Here is a 23,642-nt window from a genome sequence, read left to right on the forward strand (position 1 = left end):
AACCGCGCCGCGCCCACGCGCTGCATGGCGCGTTGACGCTGACCGGCACGCCGCTTAGTCCTGGCAGGGGAGACGGGCTGCACCGGCCACGCCCCGGTGACGATCGGCCCCGCCGCTTCGCCGCCGGCCACGCTGCCGGTGGCCCGCCCCGTTGCGCGACGCGGAGCGAGGAAGCGATGCCGAACAAGGTCAAGGAAGCGTGGCAGGCGGGCAAGGCTGTGGTGAATGGCTGGCTCGCCATCCCCAACGCGTTCAGCGCCGAGATGTACAGCCAGTGCGGCTGGGACAGCGTCACGGTGGACATGCAGCACGGGGTGCAGGACTACCTCTCCTGCGTCGCCTGCTTCCAGGGCATCCAGCCTTCCGGCGTCACGCCGATGGTGCGGGTGCCGTGGAACGAGCCGGGCATCATCGGCAAGGTGCTGGATGCCGGCGCCTATGGCGTGATCTGCCCGATGATCAACACGCCCCAGGAAGCGGCCAATCTGGTGCAGTACTGCAAGTATCCACCGCAAGGCACGCGCTCCAACGGCCCAATTCGCGCTGGAGTTTACGGCGAAGCCGGCGGCTACCAGAAGACGGCAAACGAAAATATCCTCGTCATCCCAATGATCGAGACCAAGACGGCGATTGAGAATATCGACGCCATTCTCGACGTCCCGGGGATCGACGGCATCTATATCGGGCCTTCGGATCTTTCTTTTTCATACGGGCTGACGCCGAAGCTGGATGTCGAGGATCCCTTCATCCTCGGCATCTATGAGAAGCTGCTGGCGGCGACGGCCAAGCGCGGCATCGCCGCCGGGCTGCACAACGGCACGCCGGAATATGCCCACCGGATGATCCAGATGGGCTTCAAGCTCGTCACCATCTCCAACGAGGTCGGGCTGATGGTGAATGCGGCGAAGGCCGCGGTGAAGGCGGCGCGCGGCGGCTGAGGCTGCGTCCGGCATGGCGCGGATGCTGGCATGGCGGCTGCCGCAGATCGCGGTGACGCTGGTTCTGCTCTCCGCGCTCACCTGGCTGGCCATGGGGCTGATGCCGGGCGATCCGCTGGACCTCGCCATGCTCGGCGACCCGGCGCTGAGCGCCGCGGATGTGGCGAAGCTGCGGGCGATCCATGGGCTGGATCGCCCGCTGCAGGAACGCTACCTGGCCTGGGCCGCCGCGGTGCTGCGGGGCGATTTCGGCTATTCCCGGCTGTTCTCCCTCCGCGCCGGCGCGGTGCTGTGGCCGGCCTTGCTCTCGACGCTGACCCTGCTCGGCTGGTCGCTGCTGCTGGCGGCGGGGGGCGGCGTGCTGCTGGGCGTGCTGGGGGCGGCGCGGCCCTGGCTGGGGCGGGTGGCGGATGCCGTCGCCATCCTCGCGCAATCCACGCCGAGCTTCTGGCTCGGCCTCATGCTCATCATCCTCTTCGCCGTGACGCTGGGCTGGCTGCCGGCGGGCGGGACGGCGGAGGGGCAGGGGGTGGGCGAGGCGCTGCGCTTCCTGCTGCTGCCGGTGACGACGCTGGCGCTGGTGAATTGCGCGTCCTATGCGCGGCACGCCCTGGCGGCGATGCAGGCGGAACTCGCGGCGCCCTATATCCGCACGGCGCGGATGAAGGGGTTGCGGGAAGCCGCGGTGCTGTGGCGGCACGCCTTCCCCAACGCGGCCATTCCCCTGGTGACGGTCGCCGCGCTGGATGCCGGGGCGCTGGTCTCCGGCGCGCTGGTGACGGAGACCATCTTCGCCCGGCCGGGGATGGGGAAGCTGATCTACGACAGCATCATGGGGAATGACTACAACCTGGCCCTGCTGGCGCTGCTGCTGGCGGCGCTGGTCACCATGCTGGCGACCCTGGCGGCGGACATGCTGCAGCGGGCGATCGACCCGAGGCTGGGGCAATGAGGCTGGGGCAATGAGGAGGGCGTCGTGCCGCGAGGCGCGCCATGTGGCGCGATCCTCCTCGAACCTCCCCCAAGGGCCGGAAGGCCCCAGCAGCCCTTGACCCTGCGGCTCGCCCTCGGCCTCGGCATCCTGGCGCTGCTCGCGGCGGCGGCGGCCGGGGCCGGCATCCTCCGGCAGGCGCTGGGGCACGATCCCTTCGCGCCGGACCTCTTCCTGCGCTACGCCGAAGCCTCGGCCGAGCATCCGCTGGGCACCGACGAGCTGGGGCGGGATATCCTGCTGCGGCTGCTCTACGGGGCGCGGGTGTCGCTCGCGGTGGGGCTCGGCGTCGCGCTGGGGGCGACGCTGCTGGGCACCGCCATCGGGCTGCTCGCGGCCTGGCGCGGCGGCTGGGTGGAGGCGGTGCTGATGCGCCTGGCCGACGGGCTGCTGGCGCTGCCCGCCCTGCCGCTGCTGGTGGTGCTGGCGGCGGTGGATACCGGCCGCTTCGGCCTGCCGCGCGGCGAAGCCCTGGCCGACATCGCCCGCATCACCGTCATCCTGGTGCTGTTCGGCTGGGTGGGCGTCGCCCGCCTGGCCCGCGCCGCGGCGCTGACCCAGCTTGCGCTGGACTATGTGGCGGCGGCCCGAATCTCCGGCGCCACGGAGGCGCGGGTGCTGCTGCGCCATGTGCTGCCCAACATCGCCAGCCCCATCGCGGTGGCGACGGCGCTGGCGGTGGCCGGCGCGGTGCTGGCGGAAAGCACGCTGAGCTTCCTCGGCCTTGGCATCCAGCCCCCCGCGCCCTCCTGGGGCAATATGCTGGCCAATGCGCAGGAGATGATCTTCGCCGCACCCTGGACCGCCTTCTGGCCGGGCCTCGCCATCCTGCTGACCGTCACCGCCTGTTCGTTGGTGGCGGACGGCGTGCGGACGCGGCGCTGAACGCTGGGCCGACTGCGCCCAGCCCGAACCCCGCCGCCCGTAGCCAACCGAGGCTTCGCCTCGGTTGGCTGTGCGAGGCGCCGACAGGACGGCGCCAACCGGGGTCCCCGCGAGGCGCGCAGCGACTTCGCGGGGAGTCAGCGCATCGCCTGGGTCAGCTTCGCCGCGATCTCGTACATCTCCTCCGGCGCGTAGTCCGGGGTGAAGGCGTTGGGCTGGCCGACCAGGTCGTGAATCTTGCCGCCTTCCGGCATGCCGTCCACCACCTGCAGCTCGCCCGGCGGGTCGCCCGGCAGCGCCTGCTCGCCCTGGCCCCAGATGCCGGCGATCTCCTTGTAGTCGGCCGGGCTGAAGGTATAGAGCCGGCGGTGCGAGCCCTCATCGAGGAATTTCTGCGCCTCGGGGATCTTCGCCAGCGGGATGTTCGGCGTCGGCAGCATCTTCTCGATTTCGACGCCCGTCAGCTTCTTCAGCGCCAGCGCATAGGAATGCGCGTGCACCGAGCCGCGCACCAGCAGGTAGCCGCAGACCTCCCGCCCGGTCGGGTCGCTCAGCGACTCGTAGACCCGCAGCTTGTGCAGCCGCGCGCCGCATTCCAGGTGGAAATTATGCAGCAGGTCGAAGACCACATTGCCCGTGGTGGTCACGAAGTCCCGGTTCCAGGAAGCGCCGTTGCTGTCCACCGGCATGGCGCCGCCGCCATTGGAGAAGAAGCCGGCGGCGAGGCGGATATCCTTCATCGCCTCCTGCGGTGCCTGGCTGATGTCGCCGCCGTCGCCGCTGTCATCCGCCGCGCTGTCCGGACCGTTGTTCAGCATGGCGACGCCGTTGCTGACCAGCTCCACATGCCCCAGCTCCTCCGCCGTGATGGCGGCGACCAGGCTATAGAAGGGGCGCAGCTTGCTCTTGCTGCGGAAGTTGAAGCTCTGGAACAGGTAGTTCCCGAGCGTGGACATCTCCCCGTATTTCCCACCCAGCAGCTCCTGCAGGGCGGCGGCGGCATTGGGGTCCTGGCGCTTCGGCGCCGGCAGCTCGATCTGCAGCTTGTTGACGCGGAGGAACATGGGGTGGCTCTCCTCAGGGAGGGAGCCCGAGCAACGGCCGCCGCTGGTTGCGGTTGCCTTCAGCGCGGCCTCAATCCACGCCCGAGTGCAACCGCCCCCTCACCGAAACGGGCGCGCAGCGTTTCCATCGCCTGCCAGCGCGCCCTGCGCCGCGGCGCGTCGGGGTCCACAAGGTCGCCCTGGTCCGCCGCCGCGGCCGGGGCCAAAGGCTGGGCGCCGATGCCGATGAGGCGGAATGCCGTGCCATCCACCTCCTTCGCCAGCAGGCTGCGCGCCGCGGCGAAGAGCGTCTCCGGCACCAGGCTCGGCACCGGCAGGCGCATGTTGCGGGTGCGCTGGCGGAAATCGGCGGTCTTCAGCTTCAGCACCACGCCGGCGGCGGCGAGGCTCTTGTCGCGCAGCCGCCGCCCCAGCTTCTCGCAGAGCCGCCAGAGCGGGGCTTCCAGCGTCGCGAGGGTGGCGAGGTCGGTCTCGAAGGTGGTCTCGGCGCTGATGCTCTTCACCTCGCGGCTGGGATCGACGGGGCGGCTGTCCTCCCCGCGCGCCCGGGCAGCGAGGCTGGGCCCGTCTTCGCCGAAGCGCCGCAGCGCTTCCCGCGCATCGAGTGCGGCGAGCTGGCCGAGGCGGGTGAAGCCGGCCGCTTCCAGCCGCTTCTGCAGGGCAGGGCCGACGCCGGGCAGCAGCGAGACGGGCTGCGGCGCCAGCCAGGCGGCGGCCTCCGAGGCGCCCAGCACGGCGAAGCCGCGCGGCTTGTCGCGCTCCGCCGTCAGCTTGGCCAGCAGCCGGTTGGGGGCGAGGCCGAGGGAGATGGTGACGCCCACCTGCCGCTCCACGTCGAGCGCGAAGCGGGCCAGGGTGAGGGCGGGCGGGGCGCGGTGCAGCGCCTCGGTGCCGCGCAGGTCCAGCACCGCCTCGTCGATCGAGAGCGGCTGCACCAGCGGCGTCAGCGCCTCCATCAGCTCTCGAATCTGCCGCGCGGCGGCGACGTATTTCGCCATCTGCGGCTTGATGACCACGGCATCCGGGCAAAGGCGGAGCGCCTTGAACATCGGCATCGCACTCCGCACGCCGGTCGTGCGGGCCAGGTAGCAGGCGGCGGAGACCACGCCGCGCTTGCCGCCGCCGACGATGACGGGCCTCGCCAGCAGCTCCGGCCGGTCCCGCTTCTCGATGCTGGCATAGAAGGCGTCGCAATCGATATGGGCGACGGTGAGGGTGAAGAGCTCCGCATGCCGCACCAGGCGGCGGCTGCCGCAGGCGGGGCAGGTGGGGCGGTCCGCCGGAGCCTCCTGGCAGCAGTCGCGGCAGAGGGCGGGCATGAGGGCGGGCATCAGCGGCGCCGGACGAGGAAGGGGAGGGCGCAGATCCAAAGGCTGTGCAGCGAGAGCCGGGCCAGCTCCCGCCCCGTCAATTCGCCCACCTCCTCATCCTCGGGCGGCGGCCAGAAGCCGGGCGACAGGATGTCGAGCAGCAGGACCGCGACAACCGCAAGGCACAGGCTGACCCATGCCCCGGACAGCATGCCGAGCCTGGGCCGGAGGCCATAGGGCAGGCGCCGCGCCGCCAGGCTCGTGGCGATCCAGCCATTCGCCAGCCCACCGGGATTTTCCGCCAGGGCATAGCCAGCCGGGGCGAGCCGGGCCTCTAGAGATGCCGCGAAGGGCGCCCAGGTGATCAGCTCGATCAGGCTGCTCAGCACGGTGGAGGCCACCCCTGCCCAGAAGCCGGGGACCGGCATCATCCCACCCCATCCCAGAGCCGCGCCGCGCCCAGCACGCCGGAGCTGTCGCCATGCTTCGCCGGCAGCAGCTTCGTCGTCACCACGTCGCTGAACACGAAGCGGCCCCAGCGAAGCGGTACCTCCGCATAGAGATGCGCCATGTTGGAAAGCCCGCCGCCCAGCACGATGGCATCCGGGTCGAGGATGTTCACCACATGCGCCAGCGCCCGGGCCAGCCGGTCCGCATGCCGTTCCAGCGCCGCCGCGGCGGCCATGTCGCCGGCGGCGGCGCGGTCGGGCAGGGCGCTGGCGTCGCGGGCGCCCGGCCCATCGGCCTCGGCGGCCAGGGCCGGGCCGCAGAGGAAGGTCTCGATGCAGCCGCGCTGGCCGCACCAGCAGGCGGGGCCGGGGAATTCCGCCGCATTCATCCAGGGCAGGGGGTTGTGGCCCCATTCGCCGGCGATGCGGTTCCGCCCCTCCAGCAGCCGCCCGCCGCTCACGATCCCGGCGCCGACGCCGGTGCCGAGGATGACGGCGAAGACCGTGCCGAAGCCGGCGCCGGCGCCATCCGCCGCCTCGCTCATCGCCAGGCAATTGGCGTCGTTGGACACGCGCACCTCCCGCCCCAGCCTTGCCGCCAGGTCGCGGTCCAGGCGGCCGCCATTCAGCCAGGTGGAATTGGCGCCGCGCACCTTCCCGGTGGCGGGGGAGAGGCTGCCGGGGATGCCGATGCCGACCGTGCCGCGCGCGTCCAGCTCCGCCTCCGCCGCCTCGACCAGCGCCCCGACCAGGCCGATCACGCCATCATAGGCCGGGGGCGTCGGCGCCCGGCGGCGCAGCCGCGCCACCCCGGCGGCGTCCAGCGCCACGATCTCCGTCTTGGTCCCGCCGAGGTCGATGCCGATGCGCAGCGTCATGCCGGGAAATTGCGGTGCCGCCGGCCCTGCCGCAAGCCTTGCGGCGGGGCCGCCCCGGTGCTGGACTGGCCGCCATGGTGGAAACCCTGCTCGATGTCCGCGGCCTGTCCTGCCCGCTGCCGGTGCTGAAGGCGAACAAGGCGCTGCGCGGCCTGGCGCCGGGGGCGGAGCTGACGGTGCTGGCGACCGACCCCGCCGCTGCCCGTGACTTCCCCGCCTTCTGCGCCGAGACCGGCCACACCCTGGTGACCCAGGCGCAGGAGGGAGAGGTGCTGCGCTTCGTCCTGCGCAAGCGGGCCGAGCCCGCCGCATGAGCGTGCTGCTGCTGACCCATCGCGCCTGCCTGCGGCATGAGCCGGGGGAGGGGCATCCGGAATCGCCGGACCGGCTGCGCGCCGTGCTGCGCGCCCTGGACGACGAGGAATTCGCCGAGCTGATCCGCGGCGAGGCGCCGGAGGCGACGGCGGAGCAGCTCGCCCTGGCGCATCCGGCGGAGTATGTGGCGGCGATCCTCGGCATCCGCCCGGCGGAGGGCGAGACGGTGCCGCTGGATGCCGACACGCTGATGAGCCATGGCAGCGCCGAGGCCGCCTCCCGCGCCGCCGGCGCCGCGGTGGCGGCGGTGGATGCGGTAATGCGCGGCGAGGTCCGCCGCGCCTTCTGCGCCGTGCGCCCGCCCGGCCACCATGCCGAGCCGCGCCGGCCCATGGGCTTCTGCTTCTTCTCCAGCGCCGTCATCGCGGCGCGGCAGGCGCAGCGGGCACATGGCGCGGCACGTGTCGCGATCCTCGATTTCGACGTGCATCACGGCAATGGCAGCCAGGCCTGCGTGGAGGACGATGCGAGCATCCTCTACGCCTCCTCCCACCAATTCCCGCTCTACCCCGGCACCGGGGCGGCGCGGGAGCGGGGGGTGGGCAATGTGTTCAACGCCCCGCTGCGGCCGGGCGCGGATGGCGAGGCCTTCCGCGCCGCCTGGGCGGCGGAGCTGCTGCCGGCGGTGGAGGGTTTCGCGCCGGAGCTGGTGGTGGTCTCCGCCGGCTTCGACGCGCATGCCCGCGACCCGCTGGCCCAGCTACGGGTGCGGGAGGCGGATTTCGCCTGGCTGACCGCGGAGATCTGCGCCCTGGCGGAGCGGCATTGCCGCGGCCGCGTGGTGAGCCTGCTGGAAGGCGGCTACGATCTGGAGGCGCTGGCGGCCAGCGCGGCGGCGCATGTGCGGGTGCTGCTGCGCGCCTGACGGTGTTTCGCGGGTGGACAGCCACCCCCACCCCAGCCCTCCCCCTCCAGCGGGGGAGGTCAGGGTGGGGATGGCATATGGGGTGGTGGGGGCGACCGCGCCCGCTCAGCCCGCCTTCTTGTTGAGATCCACCTTGTCATTCGCCCCCGGATGCGGCGGCTGGCCGGTGGTGACGGCCTTCAGATAGCCATAGGCGTGCACCAGCGTGCTGCTCGGCGCATCCCAGTATTCCGCGCCCTCGCAGTCCACGCGGATCAGCGCCACCTTCGGGTCCTCGGCGCCACCGGGGAACCAGACGCGCAGCGGCTCCGACCAGAGCTGCTTCTGCTTCGCGGGATCCTTCACCACCTCCGCCGTGCCGTAGATGGAGACGTAATTCTGGCCGCGCGGATCGGCATAGGCCAGCAGCACGCGGCCATCCTCCGCCGTCTCCCCGGTGACCGGCGCGCCGGCGGTGGCGAAGAACCACAGCACGCCGTCGAATTCGCGGTTGACCGCGCGCATCGGGCGGCCGCGGAAGCGGCCCTCGCTGTCCTGCGTCACCATCATGGCGACTTCGACATCCTTGATCATGTCCCAGACCTTGCGCTTGGCCTCGGCATCGCTGCGGGTTTGCACCATCGCGGGCTCCTCTCGCTTTCGGGCAGCAACGGGGGGCCGCGGGCGTGGTTGCACCGAAGGGGAAGATCGGGGCGCTGCCGTTGCCGGCTGTGCCGCCAACCCCGCTTTGGGATCAGGACCTGGCCCGGACCCCGATGTGAGGTTCAGGCCCGTGGGTTGAACCAGCCGGGGCGGGGTCCGGAGGGAGGCCTTGCCCGTGGCGGGGGGGGGCGGCATCGCTGCAACGGGCAAAGCCCCCAACGCCTAGAGCGTGATCGGTTGAGGTCGAATCGACCGAAACCGTGAATCACGCGACCGAACAATGAGCTAGAGCGGGGCGGGTGAGCGCAGCTCAACCGATCCCGCTCTAGTCCAGCGTGATCCCCGCCGCCGCGATCACCGGCCGCCACAGCGCCACTTCCGCCTGCATCCGCCGCGCCAGGTCCTGCGGCGTGCCGCCCAGGATGCGGGAGCCCAATGCGCTCTGCATCGCCTTGATCTCGGGCTTGTCCAGGAAGCGGTTGGCCGCCTCGTTCACCTTCTGCACGATTCCGGCAGGCAGCCCCGGCGGGCCGAGGATCGCCGTCCAGCCCAGCGCCTCGAAGCCCGGCAGCCCCTGGGAGGCGATGGGCTCCGCTCCCGGCAGCGCCTCCAGCCTCTCCGTCGCGGCGACGCCGAGGGCGCGGACCGTCCCCGCCTGGATATGCGCCTGGTAGGCCGGCACCAGGTCGATCGAGACCTCCACCACGCCGCTCAGCAGCCCCGTCGCCGCCGTGGCGCCGCCGCGGAAGGGCACGATGGTGAACTCGATCCCCGCCCGCCGCTGCAGCAGCTCCGCCGCCAGGTGGCCGAGCGCGCCGGTCGCCGGCACGCCGCAATTGATCTTCCCCGGATTGGCCCGGGCATAGGCGAACATCTCCGCCAGCGAGGCATAGGGCGCGTCCCGCCGTGCGACGACGATCACCGGCAGGTCGGAGAGCAGCGCGACCGGCGTGAGATCGGTGAGCGGGTTGTAGGGCATGGTCCGGAACAGCAGCATGTTCGTCGAGACCGGGCCGTTGGTGGTGACCAGCAACATCTGCCCGTCCGGCTCCGCCCGCACCACCAGATGGGTGCCGACATTGCCATTGGCGCCGCCGCGATTGTCCACGACGAAGCTCTGTCCGAAAGCCGCCGAGAGGTGCTGCGCCAGGGGCCGGCCGATGACATCGGCGGAGCCGCCGGGGACGAAGGGCACCACCAGCGCCACCGCGCGGCTGGGCCAGGGTTGCGGCGAGCCGGGCTGCGCCAGGGCCGGCAGGGCGGCGGCGAGGCCGAGCCCGGTGCCGAAGGCGCCGAGGCCGCGGCGCGTGATCTCCCCCATGGCGATCCCTCCCTTGTGTTGCGTTTCCGTGCCCGGGGCCGATTGCGGAACGGCGAGGGTCGCTCTGGCGGGTCCTTGCGGCGGCCGGGTTCGGCAGCCGGCCCGCCGCGGCAACCTGCCCTGGCCGCGCCGTTGCGGCGGTGCCGCAACCCTGCCCAGTGCGAAGAATTCCCCGTCGGGCCTCCGCCTCTCCCACTCCTCAACAGGTCCTATTCCGCGAAATAGAGGCGCATCGGCGTATCGCCGGTGATCTGCCGGCGCAGCGCGGCATCCGGTACCCAGTCACGCAGCGCGGTGATGGTGTCGGCATAGGTGACGCGGCCCTCGAAGGCGGCGAAGGGCCAGTCGCTGCCCCAGACCAGCCGTTCCCCGCCGGCGACGGCGAGCAGCGCCCTGGCATGCGCCCGCGCCGCCTCCGGCGAGGCGACGCGGAAGCCGGCGGAAAGCTTCACCCAGGTGCGGCCGCGCTCGACCGCCGCGAGCATCGCCCGGAAGCCGGGGCAGTTCACGCCCTGCGCCGGATCGGGATGGCCCATATGGTCGATGACGAGCTTCACCCCGGCCTCCTCCATCGCCGCGATGATGTCCGGCAGCATCGGGCTGCCGACCAGGGTGTGCACATGCCAGCCCAGGTCGCGCACGCGGCGCAGCAGCAGCCGGTATTCGGCGGAGCGCAGATCGGGCGGGTTGGGCACGCGGCGGAAGAACAGGCGGATGCCGACGATGCCGTCCGCCTTCATCCGCTCCATGGTGTAGAGATCCGTCTCCGGCCGCAGGAAGACGGTGCCGCGCAGCCGCTTATGCCGGCGCAGGGAACGGACGGTGTAGTCGTGGTAGTCGCCATGGAGGCTGGCGGCGGCGACCACGCCGAAGCCGACGCCATGCGCATCCATGACCGAGAGGAATTGCTCGGCCGTCGCATCCTCCGGCGGGTGGTGCCAGGCCCAGCCGGTGAGGGGCATGTCCCGCAGGTAGAGGTGGAAGTGGGTGTCGACGAGCGGCGTGTCCTGCGCCGGGCCAGGGGCCCGGGCGGAGTCCGCGGCGGCCGCTGATGGGCTCTGAGCCATGCGGTTCCTCCCTTCGTCCGCCTGCGGCGGCGCGTTGCGGGAAGCATAGGCGCGGGGCGATGGCGGGGGCAATCCGGGCCGGAACGGGGCTTCGCCCCCCTTGCCCCACCAGAGGACCTCGGTGAGAGTCGGCAGGTTCAAACCTCAGGTCCCAAACTCAGACCGGGGTCCGGGGGGTGGTCCACCCCCCGGCGGGGTCCAGGGGCAGAGCCCCTGGCGGGGGTTGGGGGGCGGAGCCCCCAATCAGCAAGGTTCGGGGGCGGAGCCCCCAACCAGTCAACACGCCCGGGCGAAGGCAACCAGCGCCGCTGCCGTCGCCTCGGGCTGTTCCGGCAGCAGGGCGTGGCCGGCATCGGGCACCACCATCAGCTCCGCCCGGGCGCCGATCAGGCGGCGCAATTCCGCTTCGGTCGGCACCGGGGCGATGGTGTCCTGGGCTGCTGCGACATAGAGCGTCTGCACCCGGTCGGCCACGCGCTTCCAGGCCTCGTCCGTCGCCGCCGTCGCCGCCCGCTGCATGTGCGCCACCGGCGGATGCCAGCCGCTGAGCCAGACCCGCGCATCATGTCCCGGCGCGAAATAGCCGCGCTGCAGGTGGCGCAGCCGCTCCGCTTCCGGCAGGGCGGGGTCGAAGCTACCATCGATGGCGGCGCGGATGTCAGGCGCCGCCTTCACCCCGATCGAGGCTGCCAGCAGCACCACGCCCCGCACCAGTCCCGGCTGCGAGGCCGCCAGCGCCCGCGCCACCCAATTGCCGAAGGCATGCCCCGCCACCACCGCCGGCCCGGGCAGCGCCGCCGCCGCATCCGCCGCCAGGTCGTAGAGCGTCAACCCCTCCATGGGGCCCTGGGAGGCACCGATGCCGCGCGGCTCCGGCCGGATCACCCGGAAGCCGGCGGCGGCGACCAGCGGCGCGACCGCGGCGAAATCCTCCGCGCCCCGGCCCAGCGAGGGCAGCAGCAGCACGGGCGGGCCCTCGCCCTCCTCCAGCACCTCGATGCGCGCCTCGCCCCGGGCGAGGATGCGGCGTTCGGCCATTTCGGTCTCCTCCCGCCTTCCGGCGCGTGGTGCGGCTGGCCGGAAAGGCCAGGCGTCACCATCCGCCGGCAAGCTGAATCCCGGACCAGCCTAGCCCAGCCAGGTCGACGGGGCGCGGGTTCCGGCCGGCGGGGGCCCCGGCATCCCGCCCGCCCCTGGCAATGCGCCGCGCCAGGGCGGTAGCATCGCCGCCGGAGGGAAACGCCATGGACAGCCTGCCCGACCGCTTCGACCCCTGGCCGCCCGGCGTCCAGCCCGTGGTGCCGACGCCAGGCTACCCCGGCACCTTCACCCACAGCCCCGCCGAGGCGCCGATCCGCCGCCCGGCCGGCCGCGGCCAGTTCACCGGCCCGCTCGACCTCGACCGCAAGCTGCCCTGCGACGAGATGAACCTGGCCACGCCCAACCCCGGCAGGCCAGCCATCGGCCAGCTCATCCACATCGCCGGCCGCATCCTGGACGAGGATGGCCGCCCGGTCCGCGGCGCCGTGGTGGAGCTGTGGCAGGCCAATGCCGCCGGCCGCTATTTCCATCCGAATGACACCACGCGGGACGCGCCGCTGGACCCGAATTTCATCGGCAATGGCCGGGTGCGGACGGATGCGGAAGGCGGCTTCGGCTTCTTCACCGTGAAGCCCGGCGCCTATCCGGTGCCGACGAAGGAGGTGTGGTGGCGGCCGCCGCATGTGCATTTCTCGGTCATCGGCCCGGCCAGCCTCAGCCGGCTGGTGACGCAGATGTTCTTCCCCGGCGAGCCGCTGAACCCCTTCGACCACATCTTCATGGCGGTGCCGGAGGCGGCGGCGCGGCAGCGGCTGCTCGCCACCGCCCTGCCGCCGGCCGAGGTGGGGGCCGGCTGGCTCGGCTTCCGCCATGACATCGTGCTGCGCGGCCGGGCGGCGACGCCGCCATGCTGAAGCCCAACGCGCCCCTGCTGCCCACCCCCTCCCAGACCATCGGGCCGTTCTTTCCGCAGACCTTCTTCCAGGCCGGCGACAACGACCTGACGCGCGTTTCCGCCGCGGCGGCGCCGAGCACGCGCGGCGAGCGCATCCTGCTGCGCGGGGTGGTGCGGCGGGAGGGGGGCATTCCTTGCGTGAACGCCATCCTGGAAGCCTGGCAGGCCGATGCCGCCGGCCGCTTCCGCCACCCGAAGGACCCGGAATGCGCGCTGGCGGATCCGGATTTCCTCGGCTGGGGCCGCGCCTGGACCGATGCCGCGGGCGGCTATGAATTCCATACCCTGCTGCCCGGCGGCTTCACCGATGCCGCCGGCCCCCGCGCCCCGCATATCGAGCTGGCGGTGATGGCGAGCGGGCTGATGCGCACCCTCTTCACCACTGTCTTCTTCCCGGATTTCCCCGGCCCGAACGAAGCGGACCCGGTGCTGGCCGCGGTGCCGGCGGCGCGCCGCCCCCTGCTGCTGGCGCAGCCGGATGGCGAGGCGGCGGGCTGCCGCGCCTTCCGCTTCGACCTGCAATTGCGCGGCGGGGCGGAGACGCCCTTCTTCGTCGAGTAGCGTCTCAGGCCGGAGGGTCGCGCCGCTGCGGCGCGCTGGCTTGCGTCGGGCGGCCAGCCATGCGGTAGTGCCCGCAAGCAGGAGCGGGAGGATGACGGTGAAATTCGCGCTGCATTTCGGCAATCTGGTGTTCCCCGATGCCGCCGGCGCGGCGCGCCTCGGCCGTGCGGCGGAGGCGGCGGGATTCGATTCCGTCCTGGCCGTGGACCATGTGGTGCTGCCGGAGGGCTTCGCCACCCGCTACCCCTATTCCGCCGATGGCCGCCTGCCGGGGCAGATGGATGGCGACTGGCCGGACCCGCTGGTCTGGCTGGCCTTCCTCGCCGCCGCCACGACGAAGCTGAAGCTGCTGACCGGCGTCGTCATCCTGCCGCAGCGGGAGCCGGTGGTGCTGGCCAAGCAGGTCGCGACGCTCGACATGATGAGCGGCGGCCGCTTCGAATTCGGCATCGGCGTGGGCTGGCTGAAGGAGGAATTCGAGGCGCTGGGCATGCCCTTCGAGCGCCGCGGCAAGCGCGCGGATGAATTCGTCGCCGTCATGCGCGCCCTGTGGTCGCCCGGTCCGACGGAATTCCAGGGCGAGTTCGTCCGCTTCCCCAGCCTGCATTGCTATCCGAAGCCGGTCGGCAAGGTGCCCATCATCGTCGGCGGCAGCTCCGAGGCGGCGGCGAAGCGGGCAGGGCGGCTGGGCGACGGCTTCTTCCCCTCCATCGGCTCGCAGACCGATGTCTTTCCGCTGTTCGATGTCGTCCGTGCCGCGGCGGAGAAGGCGGGGCGCGACCCCGCGGCGATCGAGATGATCACCGGCTGCCCGGATGCGCTGCCCACGTCCGGCAAGGATCCCGTCGCCGCGGTGGAGGCGCGCCGCGCCCTGGGCGTGCAGCGCGTCGTCCTGCCGCTGACGGCCTTCATGCCGGATCTGGAAGCCAACCTCGCCCGCTTCGGGGAGCAGGTGATCAGGCCCTGCTCGCGCTAGAGCGGTTTCACGCTGACTGTGCAGCGCGAAACCGCTCTAGCTCATGGATTGTAGAGCAGATTCACGCCTCCGGGCGATGCCGCCCTCCGGCGATCTGCTCTAAGGCCGAAGCGCGCCTTCAGCGCGACGCGGCAGCCATTGCGGAGGGCGGCGGCCTGCGCCGGCTCCGCGCAGGCCCGCGCCAGGGCGATGGCGCCGGCCATCTCCGCGTAGAGGGAGGCGGCGAGCTGCGCCGCCTCTTCCTCCCCATGGCCCAGGGCGCGGAGCAGCGCTGCCGCCCCCGCCTGCATCCGCGCCAGCCCGGCACCGAAGCGGGCACGCAGCGCGGGACTCAGCCGCGCCACATCCGGGGCGAGGGCCGGCAGCGGGCAGCCTTCCGCCACGGAATCCTGGTGCAACGGGGAAAGATAGGCGTCGATGGTGTGGGCCAACGCCTCGCGCGGCGGGAGCCCGTCGATGCGCTTGGCAAAGCGCGCCACGGCTTCCTCGAACATGCGGTCCAGGGCGGCGGCGACCAGCGCCTCCTTGTTCGGGAAATGCGCGTAGAAGCCGCCATGGGTCAGGCCGGCGCGGCGCATCACCTCGGCGATGCCGACGCCTTCCGGCCCGGCTGCCTTGATGGCCCGCGCCGCCTCCTGCAGCAGGCGGTCGCGGGTTTGCGCCTTGTGTTCGCTGTCGTAGCGCATCCGGCTTCGGCTCAACCCCTGTGCGTGATGCGGCGGCGCCGGTCACGCTCCATCCTTCGGCGGCGCCGCGCGGTCATCCGGCGGCGGCTGCGGGCGATCAGGCCTGGCCGATGCCGGCCTGATAGACCCGCAGCCGCGTATGCGCCGCGTTCAGCAGCGGCGTGGCGATGCCGTGCTGCGCGCCGCGGGCGACCATGTCGCCGAGGATCTGGTCCGCCTCCACCCAGCGCCCATCCTGCATGTCGCGGAACATGGAGGAGGCCTGGGGCGAGGCCGGGTTGCTGAACTGCGTCCGGATCAGGGAGAGGAAGGCGGGCGCCGGCGGGAAGCCCTCCGCATTCGTCACCGCCACCACCTCGTCGATCAGGCCGAGGATGAAGGCAGAGCCGCCCGGCGTTGCTACCACCTGGCCCACCGGCCCGCCGCCCAGGCAGGTGACGCCGCCCAGCGAGGCCAGCAGCACCCATTTCTCCCACATCTCCGCCACCACCCTGGGCGAGAGGACGGCGTCGAAGCCAGCACCCGAAAGCGCCGCGTCCAGGGCGCGGAGGCGCGGCGTCTCGCTGCCGTCCATCTCGCCATAGGTCAGGCTCTGGAAGGGGGCGAGCTGGCGGATGCGGCCTTCCGCGTCCAGCGTGGTCGCCACCTTGCAGACGCCGCCGATCAGGGCCTTGGCGCCGAAGCGGGCGGTGATGGCATCGACATGCCGCATGCCGTTCAGCACCGGCATGATCATCGTCTCCTTCCCGACCGCGGGCGCGATGTCCTCCAGCGCCTGGTCCAGGTGATAGGCCTTCACCGTCAGCAGGATGGCATCATAGGCGCCGTCGATGCTGCCCGTCGTCACCACGCGCGGGGTGATGCTGAGGTCGCCATGATGCGGGCTGACGATCTGCAGCCCCTGCGCGGCGATCTGCTTCGCCCGGCCGGGGCGGAGCAGGAAGGTGACGTCCCGCCCGGCGGCGGCGAGCCTGGCGCCGAAATAGCCGCCGGTGGAACCGGCGCCGACGATGAGCAGCTTCATGGGTGGACGCTCCTTGCCTGAATACCGGGCTTTGGCCTGGCCCTGCCGGGGGCGGTCGCCGCCCGGGTTGGGTGGCGATGCTATGGCGGCCGTCATCCCATTGTCGAGGTGGGGGCTGGGTTGCGCGTCAGGCGGGGCCGGTTCCGCGGGCCTCCGCTTGACCTGGATGATATGATAACCATCATCTCAAGCCAGCGGGACAGGAGACCGGAGCATGAGCCAGGCAGAAATCGTCCTTTGCCACCCCGTGCGCACCGCCATCGGCGCCTTCAACGGCAGCCTGAAGGGCACCCCCGCCACCGATCTGGGCGCGGCGGTGGTGCGGGAGACGCTCTCCCGCGCCGGGCTGGCGCCGGAGCAGGTGGATGGCGCCATCCTCGGCAATGTGGTGCAGGCGGGCAACCGGATGAATCCGGCCCGCCAGGCGGCGATCGGCGGCGGGCTGCCGGTGGCGGTGCCAGCGATGACGGTCAACCGCGTCTGCGGCTCCGGCGCCCAGGCCATTGTCAGCGCGGCGCAGGAGGTGGCGCTGGGCCAGGCGAAGGTGATGGTCGCCGGCGGCATGGAGAATATGGACCGCGCGCCCTACCTGCTCGGCAATGGCCGCTGGGGCTACCGCATGGGCCCGGCGGAGATCCTCGACAGCGTGCTGACGGATGGGCTGAACGATGCCTTCTCCGGCCAGCATTCCGGCTGGCATACCGAGGATCTCGTCACCCGCGCGCAGCTTTCGCGGGAGCGGCAGGATGCATGGGCGGCGCGGTCGCAGCAGCGCTTTGCCAAGGCGCAGGCGGCGGGGCGTTTCGCGGCGGAAATCCTGCCGCTGACGGTGAAGGCCGGCAAGGCCGAGACGCGCTTCGCCCAGGATGAGGCGCCGCGGCCGGACACCACGGTGGAGGTGCTGGCGAAGCTGAAACCGGCCTTCCGGCCGGAAGGCACCATCACCGCCGGGAATGCGCCGGGGCTGAACAGCGGCGCGGCGGCGATGCTGGTGACGGCGCGGGACACGGCGGAACGCCTGGGCCTGGCGCCGGCGGCGCGGCTGGTGGCCTATGGCGTGGCGGCGGTGGAGCCGGGGCTGTTCGGCCTGGGCCCGGTGCCGGCGGTGCGGCAGGCGCTGGCGCGGGCTGGCTGGTCGCTGGCCGATATCGAGCGGATCGAGATCAACGAGGCCTTCGCGGCAGTGCCGCTGGCGGTGGCGCAGGAACTCGGCCTGCCGGAGGACATCATCAATGTGGAGGGCGGCGCCATCGCGCATGGCCACCCGATCGGCGCCACCGGGGCAGTGCTGGTGACGCGGCTGGTGCATTCCATGCGACGGGACGGGCTGCGGCGGGGCGTGGTGACGCTGTGCATCGGGGGTGGGCAGGGGATCGCGCTGGCGCTGGAGACCGCGCATTGAGGAGGGCTCTGCCCTCCTCAAACTCCTCCCGCCAAAGGCCGAAGGGCCTTTGGAAACCTTGAGTTTGGCGTCTGGACCGTCGCACCGGAAACGGGCGGGGGTTCGAGAGGGGCAGAGCCCGTCTCAACACAGCTCCGTCCGCAACCACCCCACCAGCTTCCGCACCGCCGCACTTGGCCCTCGCTGGCGGTTCTCGATCGCCACGAACCCCTCCGGAAAGCGCAGCACCTCCCCCAGCACCACCAGCCTGCCGCTCGCCAGGTGCTCCTCCACCAGCCTTTCCTCCACCAGCGCGACGCCGAGGCCGGAGAGCGCCGCCTCGATGCAATGGTGCAGATGCGGGAAGCGCATTTCCCGCCGCGTCGCCAGCGCCAGGCCGCAGCGCGCAGCGAAGGCGTCCCAGGCCGTCGGCATGGTAGTCTCCGCCACCAGCCGGCACTCCGCCTCCAGCACCCCGCCCGCGCAGCGCGCGCCATGGGCGGGCGCCGCGATCGCTGCCAGCCGCGCCTCGCCGATGACATGCACATGCCGCCCCTTGGGCGCGGCATAGCCCAGCCGGTCCCAGCTCGTCGCCACGTCGAATTCCTCGCTCTCCTGGAAGCTGCGGCGGACCATGACGAGGGAGACGGAAATCCCCGGATGCAGCGCGTAGAAGCGCGGCAGCCGCGGCACCAGCCAGCGCGCCGCGAAGGTGGAGCCGCAGGCCAGCCGCACCGCCTGCATCCCGTCCCGCGGTGCCAGCCGCTCCAGCGCACCCTCCAGCGTGGCGAAGGCGGTGCTGACGGCGGAGAACAGCTCCGCCCCCGCCCGGGTCGGCCGCAGCCCCGGCGCGCTGCGGTCCAGCAGGGTTAGGCGTAGCGCCTCCTCCAGCGCCCGCACCTGGCGGCTGACGGCGCCGTGGGTGCGGCCCAGCTCCTCCGCGGCGCGGCTCATGGAGGCCAGGCGTACCGTGGCCTCGAAGGCCGGCAGGGCGGAGAGGGGCGGCAGGCGGCGGCGGGGCATGTGAGCGTTCCGCACAGCATGCTGCGCCGAACTCGGATGCACGACAAGCCGGCACGCGGCATGAAGAGGCCGCAGCGGAGCATGGCGATGCAGGCAGAAGCGGAGACAGCCCCGGGGAAGGTGGTGGTGCTGGCCGCGCGACGGCCGCGGCGCCCGCAGCGGTCGGACGCGGCCGGCCCAGGCGAAAATCTCACAGCCCCGGGGTTCGAGCGGGATGGCCTTCCCTGGCCGCTGCTGTGGTGGCGCCGGGCCCGCTGGCGGGCGGCTCTGCATGCCCTGCTGCGGGAGCCGGACGCGGTGCTGGCGGATTTCGGCACCAGCCGCGCCGCGCTGGCCGCCTATGCCGCACGGCCCTGCTGGCGGCGGTAAGGCGCTTTACCGCCGGAGGTCATGCGGGGTGCGTCGTCGGTGGCTTCGCCCGTTGGATGCATGCGCCGGCGCCCCCACGCGCGCCACGGCGCCCTGGCCCCGTGGATCGTCCCGGCCCGATGGCCGGCGACCCCTGAAGCAGGATCGGCTGAGCGTCGCTCACCCGCCCCAGCGCATCGAATGATCGCGCGATTCACGGCTTCGGCCGATTCGACCGCAACCGAACACGCCCTACCCCCCGCCCGAAGCCTGCTGGAACCCCGCCTCCACCGCCGCCGCCAGCATCTCCGGCTGCGGCAGGGCGATGGCCCTGCGGTCGGAGCTCAGCAGCCCCTCCCGCTGCATCTGGGAGAGGATGCGGCTCACCACCTCCCGCCGCGTGCCGATGCGCGCCGCCAGCTCGTGATGCGGCGGCGGCGGGGAGATCACCCGCCCGCCCGCCGCCCGCGGCCGCGACAGCCGCAGCAGCAGCGAGGCAAGGCGGAGCCGCACCGGCAGCGCCACCAGCTCGATCAGCCGGGCATCGCGTTCCCGCACCCGGGCCGTCAGCATCCGCAGCAGCTCCAGCGCCGCCGCCGGCGTCGCCAGCACGAAGGCCATGAAGGGCGCGGAGGGCAGGGCGCAGAGCCGCGTGCGGGTCAGCGCCACCACCGCGGCGGAGCGCGGCCCGCCATCGATGGCGGCGTATTCGCCCACCATGTCGCCGGCCTTCAGCTCGTTCAGGATCAGCTCATGCCCGCCGGAGGTGCGGCCGAGCACCCGCACGACGCCCTCCGCCAGGAAGAACACCTCCTGCGTCGCGTCGCCGCCTTCCACCACCACCTGGCCGGCCTCGAAGCTCCGCCAGCTCGCGGCCGCCTGCAGCGGCGCCAGGGCTTCGGGGCTGAAGGCGCGGAAGAAGGGGAGGCGTTCGATCGACTGCATGGCGGCGGAGCACATGCAAATTCCGTGTCAGCCGGCAAGGGGCGGCGACGGCGCTCGCCAAAGCGTGCAACGAAGCCGCCCCCGCCGGGTCACGCCGGCGTGAACATGGTGGCCGGCGGACTATCCCCGGTAGTGGGCTTGAACACCACCTTCACCTTCTGGCCGATGCGCACCGCGTCCAGGTCGCAATCGACGATGTTGGTGAAGACGCGCACGCCCTCTTCCAGCTCCACATAGGCGACGCAGTAGGGCTCCTTCGTCCGCATCACCGTATAGGTGTAGATGGTGCCGGTGCCCTTCGCCTCCACCAGCTCCACGTTGTTGGAGAGGGTGAAGGGGGAGCAGCCGCGCGGATACCAGAAATACTTCCCGGTATCCTTGCACAGCCCGATCAGCAGCTTGCCCTCGCGGGCCGCGTCGAAATAGGGCTTGTTGGTCGGGTCCACCTGGATGGCGGGCAGGGCGCGGTTGGAAGCAGGCGTTGCCATCTGTCTCACTCCCTCTCCAGGACCACGGTCGCGCTGCCATGGCGGGTGCCGAGCAGCCCGCCCGTGCCATGCGCCAGCGCCAGGGTGCAGCCCGGCACCTGCACCTTCGGATGCGCCTCGCCGCGGAGCTGCCGCACCGCCTCGATCACCTTGGTCATGCCGCCGCGATTGGCCGGGTGGTTGTTGCAGAGGCCGCCGCCATCCGTGTTGAAGGGCAGCTTGCCGACGCCGCTGATGAGGTTGCCGTCGGCGACGAATTTCCCGCCCTGGCCCTTCTCGCAGAAGCCGAGATCCTCGAGCTGGATCAGCACGGTGATGGTGAAGCTGTCATAGATCGAGGCGTACTGGATGTCCTGCGGCGTCACCCCGGCTTCCTCGAAGGCGCGGGGGCCGGAGAAGCGGGCGCCGGAATAGGTGAGATCCGTGTAGCCGGCATTCTGGTTCTTGGTCGCCTCGCCATGGCCCTTCACCTTCACCAGCGGGCGCTTCAGCGATTTGGCGATCTCCGGCCGCGCCAGAATCAGCGCGCCGCCGCCATCGGAGATGACGCAGCAATCCAGCCGATGCAGCGGGTCCGAGATCATCGGGGAGTTCACCACATCCTCGACGGTCACGACCTTCGGCAGCATCGCATGCGGGTTGTACTGCGCATGGGTGGAGGCGGCGACCTTGATCCAGGCGAGCTGCTCGGAGGTGGTGCCGAATTCATACATGTGGCGCATGGCGCACATGGCGTAGGCATTCGCCACCGTGCGGCCATAGGGGATTTCGAAGGGGTCGTCCGGGACGTTGGCGCCCCAGGTGCGCGGCGCGGTGCCGGTGGCCATCGCCTCGGCGCGCGGCCGGCCGGCCAGCGTCACCAGCGCGATGTTGCACAGGCCGAGGGCGATGGCTTCCGCCGCATGCCCCACATGCAGCACGTAGGAGGAGCCGCCGACATCGGTGCTGTCCAGGTGCCGCAGCTTGGTCAGGCCAAGGTAGTCCGCCATGTTCAGCGGGCCGAGGCCGGGGGCGGCGCCGGTGCAGAAATAGCCGTCGATATCGTCCTTGGTCAGGCCGGCATCCTGCAGCGCGCCATAGGCGACCTCGGCATGCAATTGCGCCACGGATTTGTCGTCGGCCTTCCGGGTCGGGTGCTCATAGGCCCCGACGATATAGGCCTTGCCGCTGATGCTCATGGGCTCTGGCCCTCTCCCTTCATTCGCTAGCTATCGAATGCGGCGCAGCCTTCCCTGTGGCGCGGCCGGCGTCAAGCATGGCGCCGCGGCGTTGCGGCCGGCGGGCGGCGCGGGCGGCGGCAAGGCCGGGCGGAATGGCCGCCCCCCCCCGTGCCGGCGCCCGCCTGGCGCCGCTTGCGCGGCCGGGTCCCGGGCCGCATGCTGCCATGCAGCAGGCGAGGAGAGGTGACGATGCCGAAACCCCCGATCCTTCTCGCCATGCCCCTGCCGGCGGATCTGGTCGCCCGCCTGGTCGGGCGGTACGAGGTGCTGGGGCCGCTGGAGCGGGTCGTGCCGGAGGCGGTGCCGCCGGAGGCCGCCGGCGCCCGGGCCCTGGTCACGCTGGGGGGCTTCGCGACGGATGCCGCCCTGCTGGCCGCCCTGCCGCGGCTTGAACTGGTCTGCTGCTACGGCACCGGCATTGAGGGGGTGGACCGGGACGCCGTCGCGGCGCGGGGCATCCGGGTGACGCATGGGCGGGACACCAATGCGACGGCGGTGGCGGAATTCGCCATGGGGCTGGTCCTCGCCACCGCCAGGGCGATCCTGGCGGGGGACCGGCTGGTGCGCAGCGGCGGCTGGACCAGCCTGCGCATCGACCGCATGCCGCTGGTGCCGGGGCTGGAGGGGAAGCGGCTGGGCGTCTATGGGCTTGGCGCCATCGGGGAACGGGTGGCGCGACGCGCCGCGGGGTTCGAGATGGCGATCGGCTATCACGGCCGCGCGCCCCATCCCGGCGTGGATTACGCCTATTTCCCCACGCTGCTGGGCCTCGCCGAATGGGCGGATGTGCTGGTCGTCGCCACCCGCGCCAGCCCGGAGACCCGCGGCAGCGTCAACCGCCAGGTGCTGGAGGCGCTGGGGCGGGAGGGCGTGCTGGTCAATGTCGCCCGCGGCGTCATCGTCGATGAGCCGGCGCTCTGCCAGGCGCTGGAGGAGGGGGTGATCGCCGGTGCGGGCCTCGATGTCTATGCGGAGGAGCCGCATGTGCCGGAGCGGCTGCGGGCACTGCCCAATGTGGTGCTGACGCCGCATATGGCAGCGCTTTCCTACGCCGCGCAGGCGGCGCAGCAGGCGACGCTGGAGGAGAGCCTGGACTGCTTCTTCGCCGGGCGCCCGCTGCGATGGGAAATTCCCTGAAGCCTTGCCGAGGTCGTCGGCCGAGGCACGCTTCTGCGTGCGCTCGACGTCGCGCCAGAGGCGCGCCTCCGGCGCGACCGAGCACACCTCAAGCCCAGGCCATGGTCCGGATTTCGTGTCAAGGACGCAGCCGCGCGAGGCGGGGTGCCGCTGCGCGGCATCCTCGACACGAAATCCGGGCCATGGCGTTCGCGAATGGTCGCCTTCGGTGTCGAAGGCGCCTCAAGTCGCCTTCAGCCGACGACATTCGATGGTGGCGATGCCTACACCACGCTGGTCAGCCCGCCATCCACATAGAGCAGGTGGCCGTTGACGTAGGAGGAGGCATCCGAGGCGAGGAAGATCGCCGCCCCCACCAGCTCCGGCAGCTCCCCCCAACGCCCGGCCGGGGTGCGCTGGCAGAGCCAGTCGTTGAACTCGGCATTGGCCCTGAGCGGCGCCGTCAGCTCCGTGCTGAAATAGCCCGGGGCGATGCCGTTGCATTGCAGCCCGTGCTTCGCCCAGTCGGCGCACATCGCCTTGGTCAGCATGCCGATGGCGCCCTTGGTGGCGGTATAGGGGCCGGTGGTGGGGCGGCCCAGCATGCTCATCACCGAACAGGTGTTGATGATCTTGCCCCGCCCCCGCGCCACCATGCCGCGCGCCACCGCCCGGGCACAGTAGAAGGCGCTGTGCAGGTTGGTGGCGATCACCGTGTGCCAGGTTTCGTCCGGCATCTCGTGCAGCAGCCCGCGCAGGTTGACGCCGGCGTTGTTGCAGAGGATGTCGATCTGGCCACCGGCCTCCACCGCCGCCACGCCGGCTTCCACGGCAGCGCTGTCGGTCACGTCGAAGGCGGCGATCGCCACCTTCAGCCCCTCGGCCCGCAGCCCTTCCGCCGCCCGTTCCAGCTTCGCCGCATCCCGCCCGTTCAGCACCACCGCGGCGCCGGCGGCGCCCAAGCCGCGCGCCAGGGCCAGCCCGATCCCCTGGGAGGAGCCGGTGACCAGCGCCCGCTTGCCGGTCAGGTCGAAAAGCTTGAGCGACATGGCGTTCTCCCCGTAAAGGCCCGGCAGGGAAGCAGGGGAAACGG

At 71.9% G+C, this 23,642-nt stretch carries 26 protein-coding genes; 11 read left to right on the forward strand and 15 right to left on the reverse strand.

All coding sequences use genetic code 11. From position 1 onward, the window contains the following. Positions 1–176: 176 nt before the first annotated feature. From E5N76_RS10705 to E5N76_RS10715, 3 genes are all read left to right on the forward strand, one after another. Positions 177–938 (forward strand): HpcH/HpaI aldolase family protein, encoded by a 762-nt coding sequence (locus tag E5N76_RS10705; RefSeq protein ID WP_149537288.1) that lies wholly within the window; start codon positions 177–179, stop codon positions 936–938. A gap of 22 nt (positions 939–960) precedes the next feature. Further along, positions 961–1,890 (forward strand): ABC transporter permease, encoded by a 930-nt coding sequence (locus E5N76_RS10710; protein ID WP_235907653.1) that lies wholly within the window; start codon positions 961–963, stop codon positions 1,888–1,890. A 96-nt stretch (positions 1,891–1,986) separates the two neighbouring features. Continuing rightward, the gene (locus E5N76_RS10715) at positions 1,987–2,814 is read left to right on the forward strand and encodes an ABC transporter permease (protein WP_235907654.1); all 828 of its coding nucleotides are present in this window, start codon (positions 1,987–1,989) and stop codon (positions 2,812–2,814) included. A 137-nt stretch (positions 2,815–2,951) separates the two neighbouring features. Here E5N76_RS10715 and E5N76_RS10720 read toward each other — a convergent pair whose 3' ends face one another. The 4 genes from E5N76_RS10720 to E5N76_RS10735 are packed head-to-tail and all read right to left on the reverse strand — an operon-like array spanning position 2,952 to position 6,515. After that, positions 2,952–3,878, reverse strand: coding sequence for a manganese catalase family protein (locus E5N76_RS10720; RefSeq protein WP_149537290.1), 927 nt, complete (start codon positions 3,876–3,878; stop codon positions 2,952–2,954). Between the two features lie 59 nt (positions 3,879–3,937). Next, positions 3,938–5,209 carry a DNA polymerase IV gene (locus E5N76_RS10725; RefSeq protein WP_457852676.1) on the reverse strand — a complete coding sequence of 424 codons (1,272 nt, stop codon included), beginning with the start codon at positions 5,207–5,209 and terminating at the stop codon, positions 3,938–3,940. After that, entirely contained in the window at positions 5,209–5,619 is a 411-nt protein-coding gene (locus tag E5N76_RS10730) for a hypothetical protein (RefSeq protein WP_149537291.1), read from the reverse strand. The genes E5N76_RS10725 and E5N76_RS10730 overlap by 1 nt, the downstream gene beginning before the upstream one ends. Continuing rightward, the gene (locus E5N76_RS10735) at positions 5,616–6,515 is read right to left on the reverse strand and encodes an ROK family protein (RefSeq protein ID WP_149537292.1); all 900 of its coding nucleotides are present in this window, start codon (positions 6,513–6,515) and stop codon (positions 5,616–5,618) included. Before E5N76_RS10735 ends, E5N76_RS10730 begins: the two co-directional genes overlap by 4 nt. A gap of 74 nt (positions 6,516–6,589) precedes the next feature. Here E5N76_RS10735 and E5N76_RS10740 point away from each other — a divergent pair, with 74 nt between their 5' ends. Further along, positions 6,590–6,829, forward strand: coding sequence for a sulfurtransferase TusA family protein (locus E5N76_RS10740; protein ID WP_149537293.1), 240 nt, complete (start codon positions 6,590–6,592; stop codon positions 6,827–6,829). Then, on the forward strand, positions 6,826–7,755 hold the full coding sequence (locus E5N76_RS10745) for a histone deacetylase family protein (RefSeq protein ID WP_149537294.1): 930 nt from the start codon (positions 6,826–6,828) through the stop codon (positions 7,753–7,755). The genes E5N76_RS10740 and E5N76_RS10745 overlap by 4 nt, the downstream gene beginning before the upstream one ends. A gap of 105 nt (positions 7,756–7,860) precedes the next feature. On the opposite strand, the gene E5N76_RS10750 is transcribed toward E5N76_RS10745, so the two are convergent. The 4 genes from E5N76_RS10750 to E5N76_RS10765 form a co-directional block, all read right to left on the reverse strand. Continuing rightward, positions 7,861–8,376: a pyridoxamine 5'-phosphate oxidase family protein gene (locus tag E5N76_RS10750; protein WP_149537295.1), complete on the reverse strand. Its 516-nt coding sequence runs from the start codon at positions 8,374–8,376 to the stop codon at positions 7,861–7,863. Between the two features lie 346 nt (positions 8,377–8,722). Beyond that, positions 8,723–9,718 (reverse strand): Bug family tripartite tricarboxylate transporter substrate binding protein, encoded by a 996-nt coding sequence (locus E5N76_RS10755; protein WP_149537296.1) that lies wholly within the window; start codon positions 9,716–9,718, stop codon positions 8,723–8,725. Positions 9,719–9,927: 209 nt separating this feature from the next. Beyond that, complete coding sequence (locus tag E5N76_RS10760; RefSeq protein WP_149537297.1) at positions 9,928–10,785, reverse strand: amidohydrolase family protein; 858 nt, start codon at positions 10,783–10,785, stop codon at positions 9,928–9,930. Positions 10,786–11,061: 276 nt separating this feature from the next. Further along, entirely contained in the window at positions 11,062–11,823 is a 762-nt protein-coding gene (locus tag E5N76_RS10765; RefSeq protein ID WP_149537298.1) for an alpha/beta fold hydrolase, read from the reverse strand. A gap of 206 nt (positions 11,824–12,029) precedes the next feature. On the opposite strand from E5N76_RS10765, the gene E5N76_RS10770 reads away from it, so the two are divergent. The 3 genes from E5N76_RS10770 (at position 12,030) to E5N76_RS10780 (ending at position 14,318) form a co-directional block, all read left to right on the forward strand. Then, positions 12,030–12,740, forward strand: coding sequence for a dioxygenase family protein (locus tag E5N76_RS10770; protein ID WP_187830099.1), 711 nt, complete (start codon positions 12,030–12,032; stop codon positions 12,738–12,740). Further along, positions 12,734–13,342 (forward strand): protocatechuate 3,4-dioxygenase subunit alpha, encoded by a 609-nt coding sequence (pcaG, locus tag E5N76_RS10775; RefSeq protein WP_149537300.1) that lies wholly within the window; start codon positions 12,734–12,736, stop codon positions 13,340–13,342. The genes E5N76_RS10770 and pcaG overlap by 7 nt, the downstream gene beginning before the upstream one ends. A 91-nt stretch (positions 13,343–13,433) precedes the next feature. Next, on the forward strand, positions 13,434–14,318 hold the full coding sequence (locus E5N76_RS10780) for an LLM class F420-dependent oxidoreductase (RefSeq protein WP_187830100.1): 885 nt from the start codon (positions 13,434–13,436) through the stop codon (positions 14,316–14,318). Positions 14,319–14,359: 41 nt separating this feature from the next. Here the strand turns inward: E5N76_RS10780 and E5N76_RS10785 are convergent, their stop codons facing one another. Both E5N76_RS10785 and E5N76_RS10790 read right to left on the reverse strand, forming a co-directional pair. Further along, positions 14,360–15,004, reverse strand: a complete 645-nt coding sequence (locus tag E5N76_RS10785) for a TetR/AcrR family transcriptional regulator (RefSeq protein ID WP_149537302.1) — start codon at positions 15,002–15,004, stop codon at positions 14,360–14,362. Between the two features lie 97 nt (positions 15,005–15,101). After that, the gene (locus E5N76_RS10790) at positions 15,102–16,028 is read right to left on the reverse strand and encodes a ketopantoate reductase family protein (protein WP_149537303.1); all 927 of its coding nucleotides are present in this window, start codon (positions 16,026–16,028) and stop codon (positions 15,102–15,104) included. A gap of 214 nt (positions 16,029–16,242) precedes the next feature. Between E5N76_RS10790 and E5N76_RS10795 the strand changes: the two genes are divergently transcribed. Beyond that, a complete protein-coding gene (locus tag E5N76_RS10795; protein ID WP_149537304.1) occupies positions 16,243–17,430 on the forward strand; it encodes a thiolase family protein in 1,188 nt (395 codons plus the stop codon). A 123-nt stretch (positions 17,431–17,553) separates the two neighbouring features. Here the strand turns inward: E5N76_RS10795 and E5N76_RS10800 are convergent, their stop codons facing one another. Further along, entirely contained in the window at positions 17,554–18,432 is an 879-nt protein-coding gene (locus tag E5N76_RS10800; RefSeq protein WP_187830101.1) for a LysR substrate-binding domain-containing protein, read from the reverse strand. A gap of 60 nt (positions 18,433–18,492) precedes the next feature. Here E5N76_RS10800 and E5N76_RS29470 point away from each other — a divergent pair, with 60 nt between their 5' ends. Further along, positions 18,493–18,801, forward strand: a complete 309-nt coding sequence (locus E5N76_RS29470) for a hypothetical protein (RefSeq protein ID WP_187830102.1) — start codon at positions 18,493–18,495, stop codon at positions 18,799–18,801. 231 nt (positions 18,802–19,032) lie between these two features. Here E5N76_RS29470 and E5N76_RS10805 read toward each other — a convergent pair whose 3' ends face one another. From E5N76_RS10805 to E5N76_RS10815, 3 genes are all read right to left on the reverse strand, one after another. Further along, positions 19,033–19,725, reverse strand: a complete 693-nt coding sequence (locus E5N76_RS10805; RefSeq protein ID WP_235907655.1) for a Crp/Fnr family transcriptional regulator — start codon at positions 19,723–19,725, stop codon at positions 19,033–19,035. 89 nt (positions 19,726–19,814) lie between these two features. Beyond that, a complete protein-coding gene (locus tag E5N76_RS10810) occupies positions 19,815–20,213 on the reverse strand; it encodes a Zn-ribbon domain-containing OB-fold protein (protein WP_149537307.1) in 399 nt (132 codons plus the stop codon). A gap of 5 nt (positions 20,214–20,218) precedes the next feature. Further along, positions 20,219–21,391 carry a thiolase domain-containing protein gene (locus tag E5N76_RS10815; RefSeq protein ID WP_149537308.1) on the reverse strand — a complete coding sequence of 391 codons (1,173 nt, stop codon included), beginning with the start codon at positions 21,389–21,391 and terminating at the stop codon, positions 20,219–20,221. 231 nt (positions 21,392–21,622) lie between these two features. Between E5N76_RS10815 and E5N76_RS10820 the strand changes: the two genes are divergently transcribed. Continuing rightward, the gene (locus E5N76_RS10820; RefSeq protein ID WP_149537309.1) at positions 21,623–22,570 is read left to right on the forward strand and encodes an NAD(P)-dependent oxidoreductase; all 948 of its coding nucleotides are present in this window, start codon (positions 21,623–21,625) and stop codon (positions 22,568–22,570) included. 263 nt (positions 22,571–22,833) lie between these two features. Here E5N76_RS10820 and E5N76_RS10825 read toward each other — a convergent pair whose 3' ends face one another. Next, positions 22,834–23,598 (reverse strand): SDR family oxidoreductase, encoded by a 765-nt coding sequence (locus E5N76_RS10825; protein ID WP_149537310.1) that lies wholly within the window; start codon positions 23,596–23,598, stop codon positions 22,834–22,836. Between the last annotated feature and the right edge of the window lie 44 nt (positions 23,599–23,642).

It is taken from the genome of Siccirubricoccus phaeus, from assembly GCF_008360935.1.
Classification (GTDB): Bacteria; Pseudomonadota; Alphaproteobacteria; order Acetobacterales; family Acetobacteraceae; genus Siccirubricoccus; species Siccirubricoccus phaeus.

Bases quoted from the DNA above. Each gene is read 5' to 3' on its own strand.
- E5N76_RS10705 (WP_149537288.1), top strand. From the start codon at position 177: ATGCCGAACAAGGTCAAGGAAGCGTGGCAGGCGGGCAAGGCTGTGGTG.
- E5N76_RS10710 (WP_235907653.1), top strand. From the start codon at position 961: ATGCTGGCATGGCGGCTGCCGCAGATCGCGGTGACGCTGGTTCTGCTC.
- E5N76_RS10720 (WP_149537290.1), bottom strand. From the start codon at position 3,878: ATGTTCCTCCGCGTCAACAAGCTGCAGATCGAGCTGCCGGCGCCGAAG.
- E5N76_RS10725 (WP_457852676.1), bottom strand. From the start codon at position 5,209: ATGCCCGCCCTCATGCCCGCCCTCTGCCGCGACTGCTGCCAGGAGGCT.
- E5N76_RS10730 (WP_149537291.1), bottom strand. From the start codon at position 5,619: ATGATGCCGGTCCCCGGCTTCTGGGCAGGGGTGGCCTCCACCGTGCTG.
- E5N76_RS10735 (WP_149537292.1), bottom strand. From the start codon at position 6,515: ATGACGCTGCGCATCGGCATCGACCTCGGCGGGACCAAGACGGAGATC.
- E5N76_RS10740 (WP_149537293.1), top strand. From the start codon at position 6,590: ATGGTGGAAACCCTGCTCGATGTCCGCGGCCTGTCCTGCCCGCTGCCG.
- E5N76_RS10745 (WP_149537294.1), top strand. From the start codon at position 6,826: ATGAGCGTGCTGCTGCTGACCCATCGCGCCTGCCTGCGGCATGAGCCG.
- E5N76_RS10750 (WP_149537295.1), bottom strand. From the start codon at position 8,376: ATGGTGCAAACCCGCAGCGATGCCGAGGCCAAGCGCAAGGTCTGGGAC.
- E5N76_RS10755 (WP_149537296.1), bottom strand. From the start codon at position 9,718: ATGGGGGAGATCACGCGCCGCGGCCTCGGCGCCTTCGGCACCGGGCTC.
- E5N76_RS10760 (WP_149537297.1), bottom strand. From the start codon at position 10,785: ATGGCTCAGAGCCCATCAGCGGCCGCCGCGGACTCCGCCCGGGCCCCT.
- E5N76_RS10765 (WP_149537298.1), bottom strand. From the start codon at position 11,823: ATGGCCGAACGCCGCATCCTCGCCCGGGGCGAGGCGCGCATCGAGGTG.
- E5N76_RS10770 (WP_187830099.1), top strand. From the start codon at position 12,030: ATGGACAGCCTGCCCGACCGCTTCGACCCCTGGCCGCCCGGCGTCCAG.
- pcaG (WP_149537300.1), top strand. From the start codon at position 12,734: ATGCTGAAGCCCAACGCGCCCCTGCTGCCCACCCCCTCCCAGACCATC.
- E5N76_RS10780 (WP_187830100.1), top strand. From the start codon at position 13,434: ATGACGGTGAAATTCGCGCTGCATTTCGGCAATCTGGTGTTCCCCGAT.
- E5N76_RS10785 (WP_149537302.1), bottom strand. From the start codon at position 15,004: ATGCGCTACGACAGCGAACACAAGGCGCAAACCCGCGACCGCCTGCTG.
- E5N76_RS10790 (WP_149537303.1), bottom strand. From the start codon at position 16,028: ATGAAGCTGCTCATCGTCGGCGCCGGTTCCACCGGCGGCTATTTCGGC.
- E5N76_RS10795 (WP_149537304.1), top strand. From the start codon at position 16,243: ATGAGCCAGGCAGAAATCGTCCTTTGCCACCCCGTGCGCACCGCCATC.
- E5N76_RS10800 (WP_187830101.1), bottom strand. From the start codon at position 18,432: ATGCCCCGCCGCCGCCTGCCGCCCCTCTCCGCCCTGCCGGCCTTCGAG.
- E5N76_RS29470 (WP_187830102.1), top strand. From the start codon at position 18,493: ATGAAGAGGCCGCAGCGGAGCATGGCGATGCAGGCAGAAGCGGAGACA.
- E5N76_RS10805 (WP_235907655.1), bottom strand. From the start codon at position 19,725: ATGCAGTCGATCGAACGCCTCCCCTTCTTCCGCGCCTTCAGCCCCGAA.
- E5N76_RS10810 (WP_149537307.1), bottom strand. From the start codon at position 20,213: ATGGCAACGCCTGCTTCCAACCGCGCCCTGCCCGCCATCCAGGTGGAC.
- E5N76_RS10815 (WP_149537308.1), bottom strand. From the start codon at position 21,391: ATGAGCATCAGCGGCAAGGCCTATATCGTCGGGGCCTATGAGCACCCG.
- E5N76_RS10820 (WP_149537309.1), top strand. From the start codon at position 21,623: ATGCCGAAACCCCCGATCCTTCTCGCCATGCCCCTGCCGGCGGATCTG.
- E5N76_RS10825 (WP_149537310.1), bottom strand. From the start codon at position 23,598: ATGTCGCTCAAGCTTTTCGACCTGACCGGCAAGCGGGCGCTGGTCACC.